This window comes from Snodgrassella sp. W8135, assembly GCF_016101225.1.
In the GTDB taxonomy this organism is placed as follows: domain Bacteria; phylum Pseudomonadota; class Gammaproteobacteria; order Burkholderiales; family Neisseriaceae; genus Snodgrassella; species Snodgrassella alvi.
This window is the reverse complement of sequence record NZ_JACFQX010000008.1, coordinates 13419-30723: the sequence shown is the minus strand read 5'-3', so window position 1 is coordinate 30723 and position 17305 is coordinate 13419. Positions and strand designations below refer to the sequence as shown.

Sequence of the window (17305 nt, the reverse complement as noted above, 5' to 3'; positions counted from 1 at the left end):
GACACGCAATGAACGGTAAATATTACTACGGCACGGGTCGCCGCAAAAGTTCAGTGGCTCGTGTTTTCCTGCAAAAGGGTAGCGGTCAGATTATTGTAAATGGTCGTCCGCTGGATGAATTTTTTGGTCGCGAAACCGGTCGCATGATTGTTCGTCAGCCTCTGGTACTGACTGAAAATCTGGAAGCTTTCGATATTAAAGTAAATGTTGTAGGTGGCGGTGAAACCGGTCAGTCTGGTGCGATTCGTCATGGCATTACCCGTGCACTGATTGACTACGATGCAGCTCTGAAACCAACTCTGTCTGCTGCTGGTCTGGTTACTCGTGATGCACGTGAAGTTGAACGTAAAAAATTCGGTCTGCGCAAAGCACGCCGTGCAAAACAGTTCTCAAAACGTTAATCTGTATTGCCACTACCAAAACAGTTTATATATTCAAAAAAGAGCCTTTATTGGCTCTTTTTTTGTGAATAGGTCAATAAAGATATATTGTAAATTTTGAAACAGATTACTGGCATATTATCCGCAGGAGCAATCTATTGCTTAGCAGCAGGGCGGCAGTAAGCGGGCAGTTCTAGTACAGGCTGCTATAATTACTGCTGGTTATGAGTATGATGAAATTAATCTGAACTGCGGCTGCCTCAGCACCAGCTCGCGGGTACAGCAAGGTGCTTTTGGTATCTGTCTGATGTGTAAAGTTGAACTGGTAGCACAATGCTTAATGCTATGCAGGAAACGGTTAATATTCCGGTTACGATTAAGCATCGCATCGGTCTGGATTAAGTCGAGTTTTACGGACAAATATTAAAGCAAAAAATTACAAGTTATATAGTTTAATAAAAATAAAACAAATCATAATTAGATAATTGTTTAATATTTTTTGCTAAACAAATTATTTATATTTTTAGTATTAATTTTAAGATTAATATATCTGTTTTATTAATAATAATTAATGATTTGTATCTAGTAGAAATTAATCTATATAATTTTATTCAATCTAATTTCAGATCATACTTGATAAATATTTATTAAATTGATATGACGATTTTTAATTAAATAATGTATTAAATAATTTCTGAATAATTATAATTTAAAGATAATTCTTCTGTGATTTCTATATTGTTTGTATAAGATATAGTTTGCTAATTTTTCGATGGTTTTTAGATAGCAGGTCTGTTTTTACGCCATTTGTACCGGTTATAGCCAAACAGGTACTGGCTTGGGAAACGTGTTACCCATTTTTCAACATTATTATTAATAATCTGTGCATCATGCTCGCGGTTGCCGTTGAGTGTACCTTCAAGCGGTGCGATATGAAGGGCAAAGCCGCGACCGTGCGGCAGGCGTTCGCCGCAAAAGAACAGGGGAGTGACTTCAGGCATGATGGCCAGACGCGAGGCTAGGGTCATGGTGTAGGCAGGCTGACCAAAAAAAGTTGCCCATACACCTTCACCTTCGCCGGGTACCTGATCGGGCAGTACAATGGTAGCCTGCTTATTTTTTAATGCCCGTACAATTTGTTTTACCCCCAGCATATTGGCAGGAGCGGTATAGCCGTTATCACGTACACGTCCGCTATTCATAACGCTTTCCAGCCAGCTTATTTTAGGCGGACGGTACATGGCGGTAAGCGGGAAAGGCAGTTTTTCGCTCAGAAAACGGCCGGCAAGATCATAATTGCCCAGATGTGGTGTAATTAAAAGCAAACCTTCGTTGCGTTCAATAGCGGCTTCTATGTGTTTCCAGCCGTGTACTTCTTTAAATAATGAGACGATATGCTTGCTTGAGCGGGTCCAGGCTATGGATAACTCAAGCCCGCTTTTGGCTGTTTCTGCAAAAATAGATTTAACCAGTTTTTCTGATTCTTGGTCGTTGGCGGCAAGTTTGCTAAAATGCAGATTTTTAGTTGTGCGTTTACGTTCACTGGTGGCGAAGTAAAAGCCAAGGCGCCCCAGTACGGAACCTAAACCCTGTAAAACAGGTAAGGGGATTAATGCCAACAGGAAAAATATGAAATAAACCAGCTTTTGCATCCGTTCTGTATCTCAAACTCGAAAATTTGGGCGACATTGTAACAAAAGCATTTATAACTGCCCATCATAATGCTTGATTAGCATCAGAAAGTATCCGCCAATTATGAGTGAATTTCTGTTTACTTCCGAGTCGGTATCCGAAGGTCATCCGGATAAAGTTGCCGACCAGATTTCCGATTCTATTTTAGACGCTATCCTGACTCAGGATCCTACTGCACGTGTTGCAGCTGAAACTCTGGTAAATACCGGTTTATGTGTTCTGGCCGGTGAAGTTTCTACACGTGCGCATATTAATTATATACAAGTTGCACGCGATACAATTAAACGTATCGGTTATAACTCATCAGAACTGGGGTTTGATGCCAGTGGCTGTGCGGTAATGGTGTGTTATGACGAGCAGTCTCCTGATATTGCTCAGGGGGTTAATGAAGGGGAAGGGCTTGACCTGGACATGGGTGCAGGCGATCAGGGACTGATGTTCGGTTATGCCTGTGATGAAACGCCTACGCTGATGCCGTTTGCAATTTATTATGCACACCGGCTGATGCAGCGTCAGAGTGAAGTGCGTAAAAGTGGTGAGCTGCCGTGGCTGCGTCCTGATGCCAAGGCACAGCTTACCTGTGTGTATGACAGTGAAACCGGAAAGGTAAAACGCATTGATACTGTGGTGCTGTCTACGCAGCATGAGCCGGATATCGAACGTGATGAATTGGTTGCAGCTGTTAAGGAATATATTATTAAGCCGGTGTTACCTGCTGATATGCTGACTGAAGAGACGCAATATCTGATTAATCCGACCGGGCGTTTTGTCATTGGTGGTCCGCAAGGCGACTGTGGTCTTACTGGTCGCAAAATTATTGTGGATACTTATGGTGGGGCAGCTCCTCATGGCGGTGGTGCTTTTTCCGGTAAAGATCCTACCAAGGTTGACCGCTCTGCTGCTTATGCCTGCCGTTATGTGGCGAAGAATATTGTTGCCGCCGGTCTGGCCAGTCAGTGTCAGATTCAGATTTCCTATGCTATCGGTATTGCACAGCCTACTTCGATTGCGATTGATACTTTCGGTACTGGCAAGATCGATGAAAACAAGCTGATTGAAATTGTGCAGGAACATTTTGATTTGCGTCCGAAGGGTATTATTAAAATGCTGGATTTGCAGCGACCGATTTATGCGAAAACGGCGGCATATGGTCATTTCGGGCGTGAAGAGCCTGAATTTACCTGGGAACGTACGGATAAAGCGCAACTGCTGCGTGAAGCCGCAGGTATTTAATTCTGGTTATGTAGAAACAGGCTGCTTTTGACGCAGCCTGTTTTTTTGCTGATGCGGTAGTTAGTCAGGATATGTATATATTGTGATGGTGTTGTATCGGTAGATTGTCTGTGGAATAAGCTGAATATGCTGCTTATGTCGTTATTGGTAATGTATTTGCTAAGAAAATTGCAGTTTTGTACAGGGTGGAAGATGCAATTTTGTTTAAGGCTGGTGTGAAAGGTTGTTGTGGAGAAGCCGGTAAAACAGGTATCTGGTTAATAAGGCGTAAAAAAATTCAAAATGTCTCTATATTTAATCTGTTATTAAATATAATTATGCTCTTAACACATAAGTATGGTTTTGAGTTGTTACTTTATGGTTTGTATAGAAAAATAATTATGTTTATGGTCTTTGCAGCCAATTATTAACAAGTTTAAGTGATGGTTTTTTTGAGTTGAAAACTGGTTAACCGGTATTGCTGAATGCTGTCCGGGTTGTTTCATTTCTGCAACGACGGATGATGTGCTAAAGCAATTTGCTGCTCTGGTCTGTAGAGTCTGTTTCCGGTAATTCTGTTTGACAGGTGATAGATGAGGGCTGGAAAAAACGATAACGGTATAGGGTATTTACTGTTACCGGCAATATGCAGATATACAGATAGATAAGAGGGCTTTTCAAAAAATTTGCTAAGGTAGTGACTATTTTAGGGATGGAATATTTTCAGCTAAATAATAAGCTTCATTTATAATAAGTGGTATGGTTATTAAAATGGTTTATTTTTTGGATTTTGAGGTGTTCTAAGATGGGTTTTTCTCTTCCTGCTACCGAACTGGAAGCTACTTTAGAGGTGCTGGCAGTGAAAATGCCAAGCATGAATGTTCAGTTGGTGATGCTCAGCCGGTTAATCCGTCTGGTACATACGTCGATTCACGGTGAGCTGAATGAGCGTTTACACAAGCACCATTTATCAGAAAGTCTGTGGCATGCATTGCTGGCAGTGTATTCACGCCCGAATCATGAGATTTTACCATCAGAACTGAGCAGTATTCTGAATCTGACTCGTACCAGTGCAACGCGTTTGTCGGATGAACTGGTGCTTAATGGCTGGGCTACGCGCTCTACTCATCCTTATGACCGGCGCAAAATTACGCTGAAGCTAACTAAAGCCGGTGAAGATCTGATTCAAACGGTTAGTCCGGAAACCAATGAGGTTCACCGGCGGGTATGGTCAGCCCTGAGTGAACCGGAATATGAACAATTACAGCAGCTGTTAACTAAGTTATTAACCGCTGCTTAACTTTTTGCTGAGATTTGCATGAAATTAACTGTATCTGCGCCCCGATTACGTCAGCTGGCTCTTGTTAGCCCTGTTGCTTTGCTGCTGTTATCTGCTTGTGCCAATTTTGGCAAACAGCCTGAGTTGGAAAATCCACAGGATGCCGGTCAGCTGCAATTGCCGGCAGGGCAGACTGTAGCAGTAAAACAAAACTGGTGGCTTGGGCTGAATCAGCCATTGTTAAACAGATTAATGGAAACCGGCTTGTCCAATGCGCCGGATTTACGTATTGCGGCTGCGCGTATTGCAGAAGCTGATGCTCAATGGCGTGGTGCCAGAGGCGAAGCTGGTGTTCAGGTCGGGGTACAGGCTAATGGTGTGGCCGCCTATCTGAATCCGAAGCCTGACTCAAACCGGGACGGTGATAACCCGAATCATGTTTTCAGTAATGAAATGGCTGCGGTAGCGGTTAATTATACTTTTGATTTCTGGGGCAGACAGCGTAATCTGATTAAGGCTGCGCTGGGTTCCCGTCTTGCAGCTTCTTATCAGCAGGAACAGGCCCGGCTAGTACTGAGTCAGAGTATTGTGTCGCAATATACGCAATGGCAGCAGTTACAGGAACAGTCGGATATTCTGAAACAGCGTATTGCAGTGAATCAGCAGTTGCAGAAGCTGGTTGCAAACCGGATTCGCGCAGGTTTGCAGCCGGCAAGTGATGAGTATGCTGTTACGCAGACTGTGCTGAATTTGCAAAGCGCTTTACGTCAGACACAGGCGGATATTGAACGTACCCGTCATGGTATTGCGGCACTGGTCGGATTATCACCGACCCAGTTGCCGGAAGCAGTACCGCAGCCATTGGGTAAAGTGCCTGCAGTTGCGACTGATGGTTTGCGGGCGGATATTTTAGGGCAGCGGCCTGATATTGCTGCACAGCGGGCGTTGTTACAGTCAAATTATTTTGGTGTAAAGGCGGCTGAGGCTGCTTTTTATCCTAATATTGAAATTAAGGGTCTGGCAGGTCTTGCGCATGTTGATGCGTTTGATCTGGTGCACTCTTCTTCACGGATGCTGGGTGTTGTTCCGGCCATTACTCTGCCATTATTTACTTCAGGCAGTTTACAGGCGGCATTATCCGGTAAACGCTCTGCTTATAATGAACAGGTAGCTCAATATGATAAAACCGTATTGACTGCCTTGCAGCAGGCAGCTGATGCAATTAGTGATTATCAGCACAGTACTGTGGCACTGCCATTACAGCAGCAGGCATGGCAGGTGGCACAGAAAAATGCAGCTGCCAGCAGCAAGCGTCAGGCAGCCGGTCTGGACAATGCTATTACCAGACTACAGCGTGAAGACGCTGCTCTGAGTGCACGGGCTGATTTGGTTAAAACCATTGCCTGGCAGCAGCAAAGCTGGAATAGTCTGCATGCTTCTCTGGGCGGCGGTTTCCAGATGTCATATGCTGAGGCTACTCGTTAATTTACTGTTATTTTTAAATTTTATTGAGCTATTTCGTATGAGTGAACAAAAGCAAACTAACGAGGCGGTAACCACCTCACAACCGGCGGTTCAGCCGCAGTCAGAACGGGTACCGGCCGGCCGCAAACGTAAACTCGTGTTGCTGACCGTGATTTTTCTGCTGATTGCACTGGGTTGTCTGCTGATGTATCTGCTGGTTTGGCAGCATAAAGAATCTACCGATGATGCGTATGTGAATGGTCATCTGGTACAGATAACTCCGCAAATTACCGGTACGGTACAAAAGGTAAATGTGGATGATACGCAAACTGTGAAAGCCGGTCAGGTGCTGGTAGAGCTGGATAATAGTGATATGCAGCTGGCGTTTGAACGGGCACATGATGAGCTGATTAATGCAATTCGCCAGAATCAGCAGCAGACTGCTCAATCACGTCAGGCCAGTGCACAGGTTGCAGCGCAACAGGCACAGTTAAAACGTTTGCAGGCTGACTTACAGCGCCGCCAGAGTCTGGCCGGTACAGATGCCATCTCTGCTGAGGAGCTGAGTCATGCGCGTGATGCAGTACAGGAAGCACAGGCTAATCTGAAAGCTATGCAGGGACAGGAAAGCGCGGCTAAAGCTGTATTGGGTCACAATGTTCCGCTGCGTCAGCAGCCGGCAGTGATGACTGCTGTCAGTCATCTGAAGAGTGCATGGCTGGATTTGCAACGTACTCAGATTAAGGCTCCGGTTGACGGACAGGTTGCCAAGCGTAATGTACAGGTAGGGCAGAAGGTAGCCACCGGTGCTGCACTGATGGCGGTTGTACCATTGAATAATGTGTGGGTGGATGCAAACTTTAAGGAAAGTCAGCTGGCTAAAATCCGTATTGGTCAGCCGGTGGAAATCAGTGCCGATGTATATGGCAGTAAGGTGACTTATCACGGTAAGGTAGCCGGTCTGTCAGCAGGTACGGGAGCTGCGTTCTCACTGTTGCCGGCACAAAATGCAACCGGTAACTGGATTAAGGTGGTACAGCGTGTGCCGGTGCGGATTGCTCTGGATCCGAAAGAGCTGGCTGCACATCCGCTGCGGGTAGGTTTATCAATGGATGTTGAAGTGAATACGCGCAACCAGAATGGTCAGGATTTAACTGCGGCTAATGCGATTCCCACTAATGGAAATATGGCTGCAATTGACTGGACTCCAATCAATAATATGATTGAGGAAATTTTTACTCAATATGCACCCTGATTGAGTTAATACTGAACCATAATCCGACGGCTGCCAAAGCAGAAGGGCATATTCTGCCGCCAGCAGCCATTATTCATGGTAATGATTTTGCCTGATTTTTTTGTTATTCCGGAAGTATCGTCTTTGTGAATAGTATTGACTGTACTTGTGAGTACAGCTATCCGGATATGCTGCAGATAAAAAATATTTCTGCGATAAGGCTGCTTGAATGACGCATTCTCCTTTAAAAGGTCCGGCACTTGCTCTGGTTACGGTGGCTCTGTCACTGGCCGTTTTTATGCAGGTGCTGGATTCAACTATTGCCAATGTGGCATTACCGACTATTACCGGTAATCTGGGTGCAGCCAATAGTCAGGGTACGTGGGTAATTACGGCGTTTGCTGTGGCAAATGCTATTTCTGTACCGCTTACTGGCTGGCTGGCACGCCGTTTTGGTGAAGTAAAAGTATTTGTCGTGGCTACACTGTCCTTTGTGCTGGCCTCGTTTTTATGTGGTATTGCCCCCAGTCTGGCATTGCTGGTGTTTTTCCGTGTATTGCAAGGGGCTGTGGCCGGTCCGATGATTCCGCTGTCACAAAGTCTGCTGATGGCAGCTTATCCGCCGGAAAAGCGCCCGATGGCGCTGGCTATGTGGTCAATGGTGATTATTGTGGCACCGATTTTCGGCCCGATTCTTGGCGGGATTATCAGTGACAACTGGCATTGGGGCTGGATTTTCTTTATTAATGTGCCAATCGGGTTGCTGGCCGCAGGTATCTCATGGCAGATGCTGAAAAAACGCGAAACTGAAACCGAAAACCAGCCAATCGACCGGATGGGGCTGTCCCTGATGGTTGTAGGTGTGGGTGCCTTACAGATGATGCTCGACCGTGGTCATGAGCTGGATTGGTTCTCATCCAATGAGATCATTATATTAGCGGTTATTGCCACGGTATGTCTGAGCTATTTTGTTATCTGGGAATGGTATGCAAAATATCCGATTGTGGATTTACGCCTGTTTAAAGACCGTAATTTTACGGTAGGTGTGATTACGCTCAGTACCGCCTATATGACCTATATGGGCGCAATTGTATTATTGCCGATGCTGTTACAGATGCAGTTGGGCTATACCGCTACCTGGGCAGGGCTTGCAACGGCGCCTATCGGTATTTTCCCGGTATTGTTGTCGCCATTGATTGGTAAGTTTGGTAACAGGCTGGATATGCGGGTGCTGGTAACCATCAGCTTTACTGTATATGCCATCTGTTTCTTCTGGCGTACCAATTTTAATGCCGGTATGAGTTTTATGGATGTATTCTGGCCGCAGTTTGTGCAGGGGATTGGTATGGCTATGTTCTTTATGCCGCTAACCCAGATTACTTTGTCCAATATGTCCGGTTCACAGATTGCCAGTGCTTCAAGTATTTCCAATTTTGTGCGTATTCTGGCCGGCGGTATTGGTACTTCAATGGTCAATGTGTTATGGGATAAACGTGAGGCTTTGCATCATACACAACTGGTAGAAAACATTCATCCTTATAACAGTACAATGAATGAATCAATTCAGGGGATGAACCAGCTCGGTTTAAGTGGTACTCAGCCACTGGGCTCGATTGAGCAGACCATAGGGCAGCAGGCTCATATTATGGGTGCCAATGATCTGTTCTGGCTGTATGGGATGACATTCCTGATTCTGATTGTACTGGTGTGGTTTGCCAGACCGCCGTTTGGCAGTGGCGGTGGCGGCGGGGCACATTAGTTTGTCTGTAATCCGGTTCATACGGTCTGTGTCTTTGCAGGCCGTATTTATTTTTATCCGGAGTATTTTGCCTGTCACCACTTGCTCTGGTGTTATTGCAATAAGTTATATACAACAGTGAATGTAAAGTGACCGCAGCTTGTGTACAATAGAGCGCAGTTAATGATAGAGCTGGCGATAATCAGTTAGGTAACAATAGTAATGATGATGAAATTGGCGTTTGCTTTTTTGTATGTGCTGCAATTACTGCCATTATGTATGATTCATGCGCTGGCACGCTGTGTAGGCTGGATAAGTTATTATGCGGTAGCACCAAGACGACGTATTGGTCTGATTAATTTGCGTCACTGTTTTTCTGAGTGGACAGAACAGCAGCGGCGCAAAATACTGCGTGAACATTTTTACCATATGGCCATGTTATTACTGGAATATGGTTTGTACTGGTATGGAGATGCCGGCCGGCTGAAAAAGCTGGTGCGTTATCAGGATAAACATTATCTTGATGAGGCTCTCGCCGCAGGTGAAAAGGTAATTTTACTTTATCCGCATTTTACTGCTTTTGAAGCAGCTGTCTATGCTCTTAATCAGGACGTACCTCTGATTAGTGTTTACTCACATCAGAAAAATAAACAGATGGATGAGCAGATACTTAAGGGACGTCATCGTTATCATAATGTGTTTCTGATTGGGCGTACGGAAGGGCTGCGTGCAATTATTAAGAAAATCAAAACCAGTACCGCTCCGTTTCTTTATCTGCCCGATCAGGATTTTGGCCGGCGTGAATCAATTTTTGTGAATTTTTTCGGTATTCCAACTGCTACAATCGCCGGTCTGAGCCGGATTGCTGCTCTGACTAAGGCAAAAGTGATTCCTGCTATTCCAACCCGCGAGGCTGATGGTACAGTAACTCTGCGCTTTTATCCGCAGTGGGAACATTTCCCCAGTGAAGATGTGGTTGCCGATACTCAGCGCATGAACGATTTTATTGAAGCAAGAATACGTGAACAGCCGGCACAATATTACTGGCTGCATAAACGCTTTAAAACCCGTCCGGAGGGTGAAGCGTCGTTTTATCGAAAAATCCGCAAATAATAAATTGTCTGCCTGCTACAGCAGACAGACGGTCAGATTCATCTTATGGCAATTATTTATTCAGACGCCGGATAATGCGACAGATTGTCCGATATAAGCATCATTGTGCAGTGCTTTCAGCATAAAATGTGCCACATCTGCGCGGGCAATACGACCACTTCCTGCTGGTACACCCTGTGCTGCTTCAAGATAATGAGCCGAAAGCGCATCATTAGTTAAGCCAAGCGGGCGCACAATGGTTGCAGACAGACCGGCTGCCTGAATGATTCCGATTGCCGCCCGATGGTCTGCCAGCGGATAACGTAAAAATTCCATTGCAGCCTGACCGCGCTCTCCTTCAAGTTCATTATCCACGCCGGCAGAGGCGCAATACACAATACGTTTAATGCCATGTTTCTGTAATTGTGTAACGATGTTGTCAAGCATGCGCTGCAAATCATCACCCGGTTTAACTCCCTGATTGGTATTCAGAGCAGAAGCGACAGCATCATACTGGCTGTTACCGGTAAATAGTGCCGCTACATCAGCAGCGTTAAATGCATCACAGTGGCGAATATGTAATTTAGGATGCTGTAAATCAAATTTTTCCGGCGAACGAAGCGCAGCAGTTACTTCATCTCCGCTGTCTAATGCCTGCTCAACCAATGCCCTGCCAACGCCGCCACTGGCACCAAAAATCAGAATATGCATAAAAATTCCCCCACTGAATAGTTAAAATTAATTCAATAACCCAATGTTAGCAAAATAATCACGATAAATTGCTGCCTTGCGTTCCAGTGCAAGCGGATAAGCACGCGATGAAGAAGGCAGTCTGGATAAAGTTAAATGCCGGCCGTCCAGTATAGTGTGACTGGGATGGCCGATAGTCGGTACTGGCATATCTGCTGGTAATAGTTGTAATAATGTGCTGGTAGCTTTGTCTCCGGTAGTTATAATATGCTGACAGTGCGGAATCTGAGTCAGTACTGCCGATAAGTTTACTGGTGTAACAACTTCGAGGAATTTGTCGGCTGCATTATTTTGTAAACGTCTGATCTGATAAGCAGCGTCATTAATGGCTATACCGCGTTCTGATAAAAAAGTACGGATGAGTTTCTCGTTGAATGCTTTATTGTTATCAGTAAAAAAATAATGTTTGTCCTGAAAAAATACCAGCCCGAAAATACGCCACATATCATTTTGCAGATTCGGGTAATAAAAATTCATTTTCCATCGTCCGGCAGGCGGAGGGAATGACCCGAGCATCAGCAGCCGCGCATTTGCGGGTAAAAAAGGTTTCAGCGGGTGTGTTTCAACAATAATTTCAGCCATAAGTATCTATAATATAACCCGTACTTACTAGCAGCGGCCGAACAGACAGGCTACCATATGAGCCTGTTCATCTGTATAACCTGCTTCTCCCAGCCGTGCAGCCATTACCCATTCACTGGAAAAGCCTTGCAGACTACTGTATTCCTGCCATAAACGCAGTTGTTCGGTTTTATTACCGTTTTTTTTGGCAAGTTGCAGACGTTGCCTGATTTCCGGTGGTATAGATTCATCCATTATTATTTCCTTATAGTTCAGATATCCTGTCCCTGATTTTCATAGCGACGGTGAAACCACAACAGGCAGGCACAACCAATTAATGTCAGTGGCACCCCGAGTAATGCCGGATATTGATACCCCCAGTGATGGCTGATGGCCAGCCCGCCATTATAAGAACCAATGGCATTACCCAGATTAAATGCCATCTGTACACTGGCGGCTCCAAGCAATGCACCACCCGGAGAGTGACGCAGTAATAACAATTGCTGTGGTGCGGATACGGCAAACAGACAGAATGTACATACACACATCAGTATGGCTGATAACCAGCTATTCGAAGCAAACAGAAAAATCAGTAATAGTGCTGCGGCTGCCAGTCCCTGTAAGCCGGCTGCGACCTGACCCGGTGTATAACGGTCGGCCAGACGGCCACCGCACCAGTTACCGGCGACCATACCGGCGCCGGCCAGTACCATCAGTAAGCTGACTTGATTACCACTGAAACCGGATACCTGTGTGAGTAAGGGGCTAATATAGCTGAACCAGCAGAAAATCCCGCCGTTACCAAACATGGTGGCAGCCAGTATCAGCCATGGTGCAGCAGATTTCAGAAAACGGAATTGTCCCAGAATACCGGTATCGGGTAAACGATCCATTTGCGGGATAAAACGCCGTAAGGTGAATACCAGTATGATGGCCACTACAGCCACCAGAGTAAATACCAGACGCCAGCTTAAATGCAAACTCAGCCATGTACCTACTGGTACACCAATCAGATTGGCTATTGTCATTCCGGCAATCATTAGTGCTACAGCCTGCGCAGAGCGTCCCGGTGGTGCAAGTTTGGTAGCAACAATGGAGCCGATACCGAAGTATGCGCCATGCGGCAGACCGGAAATAAAACGTGCTACCAGTAAAGTCATATAGCCCGGAGATAATGCAGCCAGTATATTACCAATGGCAATCAATGCCGATAATGACAATAAAATAGTTTTGGGTGGCAGACGGTAACTTAATACCAGCAGCCATGCACCGCAGCAGACACCGATTGCATAAGCAGCAATAAAATGTCCGGTCTGAGCGATACTGATATTCAGTGAAACCGCCACATCCGGCAGAATACCCATCATGCTGAATTCTGCCATACCCAGTGCAAATGTGCCTAACGATAATGAAAGTAAACTTTTCAGTAGCATAATAATTTACAGCTATAGTTTGTTCAGCAATAAACAGTCAGTTTAGACGCAGCCTGCCGGCTTGTCACTTTTCGCACTGGTAAATACCATAATCATATAAACAAATTTTGTTTAGCCACGCGGAGCAAGCAAAATGATTGCTGCACCAAGCAGGCATACCAGTGCACCACTGATATCCCATTTATCCGGTACAGATCCTTCTACCAGCCAAGACCACAGCAACGAACAGCAGATATAAATACCGCCGTAAACGGCATATGCCCGTCCGGCAATATTGCTTTCCACCAGCGTCAGCAACCATGCAAACAACAACAGTGACAGTGTGCCGGGTAGTAGCCAGAGTACTGATTTGCCCATGCGTTGCCAGACCCAGAAAGAAAAACAGCCGCTGATTTCAGCAACAGCAGCCAGAAAATAATAAACAAAAGATTTCATGGTGAGTTTTCGAATCAGTCTGATTGATTGTAACTACCTGCATTGCAGATGCAGAAATAAAGAGAATCGCTTATACCATAACAGTCTTACCTGCACCGGATAATCTGATTTCAGCAGGATATCTGCCAAAGGTGGGTGCTGTGACCAGTGTAACTGCAATACAAAGCCTGATTCAGACTATGCTAATCTGAATTTAAATACATTATCAAAATAATTAATTGATTCTGCTGATGTCCGGTTATTTATTGGTATTAAATTGACCAGCAATAACCATATAAACATTGTTTATTCAATAAATTTTTATTTTAGAGTATATTAATATGTAAATAAAATTTATTGTCTATTCTCGGAGCAAAAAATGAAAAAAGCAATTGTCCAGTTTTCAACCATTAATGCATTGATGGCAGGGTTGTTTGATGGAGTATTTAGTGTGGGAGAAGCAAAAAAATATGGTGATTTTGGTTTAGGCTGTTCTCATGCGCTGGCCGGTGAGGTAATTGTTGACCATGATTTTCTGGAGGCCGACGGTGATAAGGCGGTTAAGGTAATGGGAGATAATGAGCTGTTGCCGTTCGTACAGGTTACAACATTTCAGCCTGATAAAGTTGTGGATATAACTGATGTCTGTAAAAGCAATCTGTATGCGCATCTGGCGCACTATCTGCCTCTGGATAATGTATTCGTGGCAGTAAGAATCAGCGGACAGTTTGATGAGCTGAAGATTCGTCGTCCGTTTGCTCAGCATAAACCTTATCCGTCTGTTGTTAAAGTTTTTGAACAGCAAATCGTGGATACGGTAGAGAAGGTCACTGGCACATTAATCGGTTTCTGGACGCCAGAGTTTTTCAAAGAATTATCTGTAGCTGGTTTTCATCTGCATTTTATTGATACTACACGTAAACTTGGTGGTCATGTTATAGATTTTTCTGCAAGTAATGCTGAGCTGGCATATGAGTGCAAACAATCGGTTCAAATTGCTTTACCTGAAAGTGAAGAATATTTACGCAAGAATCTGAAAATGGATGATTTAAATAAAGTTATTAAGCAAGTAGAAAATTAATCAGCGCGTGTTACACTATTATTGATTATCTGGAGTAAATTAAGGGGAAAGGACAGACAAAATTTTCCGGTATGACCGGATAACTCCTGTCTGTATCTGCTCTGAAAGTGTCAGCTATGAAAAAAATAATTGCGCTATTTTGTTTGTGCTTACTGGCAGCCTGTAACCGGCAGCCGGATGAATCTGGTGCAGCTTCTGCAGAAGCCGCCAGTAAACCTCGGCATATGCCTCTGGCCATTGATCCGGTATTGACTACGTCTGTAGATCAGCAATTGCTGGCATTACAGAAGAAACTGCCACAGCAACACAAACAGAATCTGTTTACAGCAGCTGTACGGCACAATCAGACTATTTATTATTCGTATACCATGCTGGACAGTAAGCGAAATCAGGCTAATTTCAATCCGGCATCAGTGAAAAAAGATTTAGAGCAGGCGTGCCGTCAGCCTCTGACACGGCGTATGTTGCTGGGGGGATTTAATTTTGTGTATGTTTATACTTTTCAGGATCATTCACAGGTAAGTGTGCCGTTGTCTGGCAAAGATTGTCGCTAAGATATTATATGCAGGCTGTTTAATGAAAAAAGGGGCAGAGATGCCCCTTTATAGCGGTCTTTTGTCTATTGCTGTTTTAACCGGGCAAATGCTGCCGCCATAGCATTATCTGTGCCGGATACATTTTGTGTTTTACCATTTTGCCGGCGTGGTCGTTCGTGTTGGCGGGATGCAGGCTGAGCATCGTCGTTCAGACGCATGGACAGAGCAATACGTTTGCGCGCTATATCAACATCGATAACCTTCACTTTAACTACATCGCCGGTTTTAACAATATCACGCGGATCAGCAATATAGCGGTCAGCTAAGGCAGAAACATGTACCAGTCCGTCCTGATGCACGCCAATATCGACAAAAGCGCCAAATGCGGCCACATTACTGACTACGCCTTCAAGAACCATGCCGGGTTTAAGGTCGCTGATGTCTTCGATACCATCAGCAAATGTTGCGGTCTGGAATTCGCCGCGCGGGTCACGACCGGGCTTTTCCAGTTCCGCCAGAATGTCGTTAATCGTAGGTAAACCGACATTAGCATCGATGTAATCTGCGGGTTTAAGTGTTTTGAGCACACTGCGGTTGCCAATCAGCTGGTCAGCCCGCAGCTGAGCCGTTTTGAGCATTCTAGCAACGATAGGATAACTTTCCGGATGGACAGCACTGGCATCCAGTGGTTCATCACCGCCCTGAATACGCAGAAAGCCGGCCGCCTGTTCAAAAGTTTTACTGCCCAGACGCGGTACTTTAAGCAGAGTTTTGCGATTGGCAAAAGCGCCATTCTGGTCACGATAACTGACAATATTCTGTGCCAGTGTACTATTAAGACCGGAAATACGCGCCAGCAGGGCAACTGATGCGGTATTCACATCCACTCCGACAGCGTTTACACAATCTTCTACAACTGCATCCAGACTTTTGGCCAGCTGGCTCTGGTTAACATCATGCTGATATTGACCAACACCAATTGATTTGGGGTCAATTTTCACCAGTTCTGCCAGCGGGTCTTGCAGGCGGCGGGCGATAGAAACAGCACCGCGCAGACTGACATCCAGCTCAGGAAATTCTTTGGCTGCTAAAGCTGAAGCGGAGTAAACAGAGGCACCGGCTTCAGAAACAACGATTTTTTGCAAATGATAATCAGACAGGGCACGAATCAGTTCACCGGCCAGCTTGTCGGTTTCACGACTGGCCGTACCGTTACCAATGGCAATCAGCCGGACTTTATATTGTTTTACCAGATGCATCAGTGCAGTCAGAGCACCTTTCCAGTCGTTACGCGGCTGGTGCGGATAGATAGTAGCTGTTTCCAGTAGCTTACCGGTATCATCCACTACCGCTACTTTTACTCCGGTACGGATACCGGGATCCAGCCCGATAGTGGTAAGACGGCCGGCCGGAGCTGCAAGCAGCAAATCTTTCAGATTTTGGGCAAATACGCTGATGGCAGCCTGATCGGCATTTTCTTTAAGCCGGTTGAGGGCTTCAAGTTCCAATGAAAGAAAAATTTTGGCACGCCAGCTTAAGCGCACTGTGTCACGTAACCAGCGGTCAGCAGCACGTCCGATATCTGCGATACCAAACTGTTGTGCAATCAGCTGCTCATAAATACTCTGTTCGCCGGCAGGTGTATCATCAGGCTGGTATTTCAGACTGAGCGACAATATTCCTTCATTACGGCCGCGCAGTATGGCCAGAGCACGATGGCTGGGCATGCTGTGAATCGGTTCACGGTGATTAAAGTAATCTTTGAATTTCTCACCGGCACTTTCCTGACCTTCGATTACCATGGCATGGATTTCGCCTTCACGCCACAATTTCTCGCGCAAACGTCCTATCAGAGCGGCTTCTTCGGCAAATTGTTCCATCAGAATTGCGCGCGCTCCGTCCAGAGCGGCTTTACTGTCAGCGACATTGTCGTTTAAATAATTTTGTGCGGCAGTTTCCGGATCCAGATCTGGCTGAGTAAGCAGTGATTCAGCTAATGGTGCCAGCCCGTACTCGCGTGCAATTTGTGCCTTGGTACGGCGTTTGGGTTTATAAGGAAGATAGATATCTTCGAGTGCAGTTTTATTATCAGCGTCTTCTATGCTCTGGCGCAGCTCATCAGTCAGTTTGCCCTGTTCTTCGATGCTGGATAATACAGTTTGTTTGCGTTCCTGTAATTCACGCAGATATTGTAATCGTTCAGCCAGCGTCCGCAGCTGAGTATCATCCAGCCCGCCTGTGGCTTCTTTACGGTAGCGTGCCACAAACGGTACCGTAGCGCCATCATCCAGCAGGTCAATCGCTGCCTGAATTCGTGCGGAAGCAACATTCAGCTCCGAAGCAATTTTCTCAGTGATGTTCATAACAGTCTAATAAGCAATAAAAAGGCAAGCATAGCCGGCTGAAGTGGCTTTGTCACCTGTTCATGTCAGTTAAAAA

16 protein-coding genes and 1 pseudogene are annotated in these 17305 nt (G+C 45.4%); 10 read left to right on the top strand and 7 right to left on the bottom strand.

The features are described from left to right. Nucleotides 1–8: 8 nt before the first annotated feature. Together rpsI and H3T75_RS10600 are read left to right on the top strand one after the other, a co-directional pair. Complete coding sequence (rpsI, locus tag H3T75_RS10605) at nucleotides 9–401, top strand: 30S ribosomal protein S9 (RefSeq protein ID WP_025329932.1); 393 nt, start codon at nucleotides 9–11, stop codon at nucleotides 399–401. A gap of 145 nt (nucleotides 402–546) precedes the next feature. Continuing rightward, nucleotides 547–779: pseudogene (locus tag H3T75_RS10600) on the top strand (tRNA-dihydrouridine synthase); the annotation flags it as partial. 380 nt (nucleotides 780–1159) lie between these two features. Here the strand turns inward: H3T75_RS10600 and H3T75_RS10595 are convergent. Continuing rightward, the gene (locus H3T75_RS10595; protein ID WP_198211690.1) at nucleotides 1160–2032 is read right to left on the bottom strand and encodes a lysophospholipid acyltransferase family protein; all 873 of its coding nucleotides are present in this window, start codon (nucleotides 2030–2032) and stop codon (nucleotides 1160–1162) included. 103 nt (nucleotides 2033–2135) lie between these two features. On the opposite strand from H3T75_RS10595, the gene metK reads away from it, so the two are divergent. From metK to H3T75_RS10565, 6 genes are all read left to right on the top strand, one after another. Next, entirely contained in the window at nucleotides 2136–3305 is a 1170-nt protein-coding gene (gene metK / locus H3T75_RS10590; RefSeq protein WP_084547456.1) for a methionine adenosyltransferase, read from the top strand. Nucleotides 3306–4089: 784 nt separating this feature from the next. Continuing rightward, on the top strand, nucleotides 4090–4584 hold the full coding sequence (locus H3T75_RS10585; protein ID WP_037393212.1) for a MarR family transcriptional regulator: 495 nt from the start codon (nucleotides 4090–4092) through the stop codon (nucleotides 4582–4584). An 18-nt stretch (nucleotides 4585–4602) separates the two neighbouring features. Then, entirely contained in the window at nucleotides 4603–6048 is a 1446-nt protein-coding gene (locus H3T75_RS10580) for an efflux transporter outer membrane subunit (protein ID WP_198211689.1), read from the top strand. A 37-nt stretch (nucleotides 6049–6085) separates the two neighbouring features. After that, a complete protein-coding gene (locus H3T75_RS10575) occupies nucleotides 6086–7282 on the top strand; it encodes an efflux RND transporter periplasmic adaptor subunit (RefSeq protein ID WP_084564345.1) in 1197 nt (398 codons plus the stop codon). A gap of 208 nt (nucleotides 7283–7490) precedes the next feature. Beyond that, complete coding sequence (locus H3T75_RS10570) at nucleotides 7491–9020, top strand: DHA2 family efflux MFS transporter permease subunit (RefSeq protein ID WP_025329940.1); 1530 nt, start codon at nucleotides 7491–7493, stop codon at nucleotides 9018–9020. A gap of 207 nt (nucleotides 9021–9227) precedes the next feature. Continuing rightward, on the top strand, nucleotides 9228–10112 hold the full coding sequence (locus tag H3T75_RS10565; protein WP_198211699.1) for a lipid A biosynthesis lauroyl acyltransferase: 885 nt from the start codon (nucleotides 9228–9230) through the stop codon (nucleotides 10110–10112). Between the two features lie 60 nt (nucleotides 10113–10172). On the opposite strand, the gene H3T75_RS10560 is transcribed toward H3T75_RS10565, so the two are convergent. The 5 genes from H3T75_RS10560 to H3T75_RS10540 form a co-directional block, all read right to left on the bottom strand. Beyond that, nucleotides 10173–10802: an NAD(P)-dependent oxidoreductase gene (locus tag H3T75_RS10560; RefSeq protein ID WP_084552568.1), complete on the bottom strand. Its 630-nt coding sequence runs from the start codon at nucleotides 10800–10802 to the stop codon at nucleotides 10173–10175. Nucleotides 10803–10829: 27 nt separating this feature from the next. Further along, nucleotides 10830–11423 (bottom strand): uracil-DNA glycosylase family protein, encoded by a 594-nt coding sequence (locus H3T75_RS10555; protein ID WP_198211688.1) that lies wholly within the window; start codon nucleotides 11421–11423, stop codon nucleotides 10830–10832. A 27-nt stretch (nucleotides 11424–11450) separates the two neighbouring features. Then, a complete protein-coding gene (locus H3T75_RS10550; protein ID WP_232335827.1) occupies nucleotides 11451–11657 on the bottom strand; it encodes a cyanate hydratase in 207 nt (68 codons plus the stop codon). 17 nt (nucleotides 11658–11674) lie between these two features. Then, nucleotides 11675–12835 carry an MFS transporter gene (locus H3T75_RS10545; RefSeq protein ID WP_198208068.1) on the bottom strand — a complete coding sequence of 387 codons (1161 nt, stop codon included), beginning with the start codon at nucleotides 12833–12835 and terminating at the stop codon, nucleotides 11675–11677. 111 nt (nucleotides 12836–12946) lie between these two features. After that, entirely contained in the window at nucleotides 12947–13270 is a 324-nt protein-coding gene (locus H3T75_RS10540; protein ID WP_025329946.1) for a YnfA family protein, read from the bottom strand. Between the two features lie 358 nt (nucleotides 13271–13628). On the opposite strand from H3T75_RS10540, the gene budA reads away from it, so the two are divergent. Next, a complete protein-coding gene (gene budA / locus H3T75_RS10535; RefSeq protein WP_174829750.1) occupies nucleotides 13629–14330 on the top strand; it encodes an acetolactate decarboxylase in 702 nt (233 codons plus the stop codon). Between the two features lie 116 nt (nucleotides 14331–14446). Next, nucleotides 14447–14884 carry a hypothetical protein gene (locus H3T75_RS10530; protein WP_037393202.1) on the top strand — a complete coding sequence of 146 codons (438 nt, stop codon included), beginning with the start codon at nucleotides 14447–14449 and terminating at the stop codon, nucleotides 14882–14884. 65 nt (nucleotides 14885–14949) lie between these two features. Here H3T75_RS10530 and H3T75_RS10525 read toward each other — a convergent pair whose 3' ends face one another. Further along, entirely contained in the window at nucleotides 14950–17229 is a 2280-nt protein-coding gene (locus H3T75_RS10525; RefSeq protein WP_198211687.1) for a Tex family protein, read from the bottom strand. Nucleotides 17230–17305: the final 76 nt, after the last annotated feature.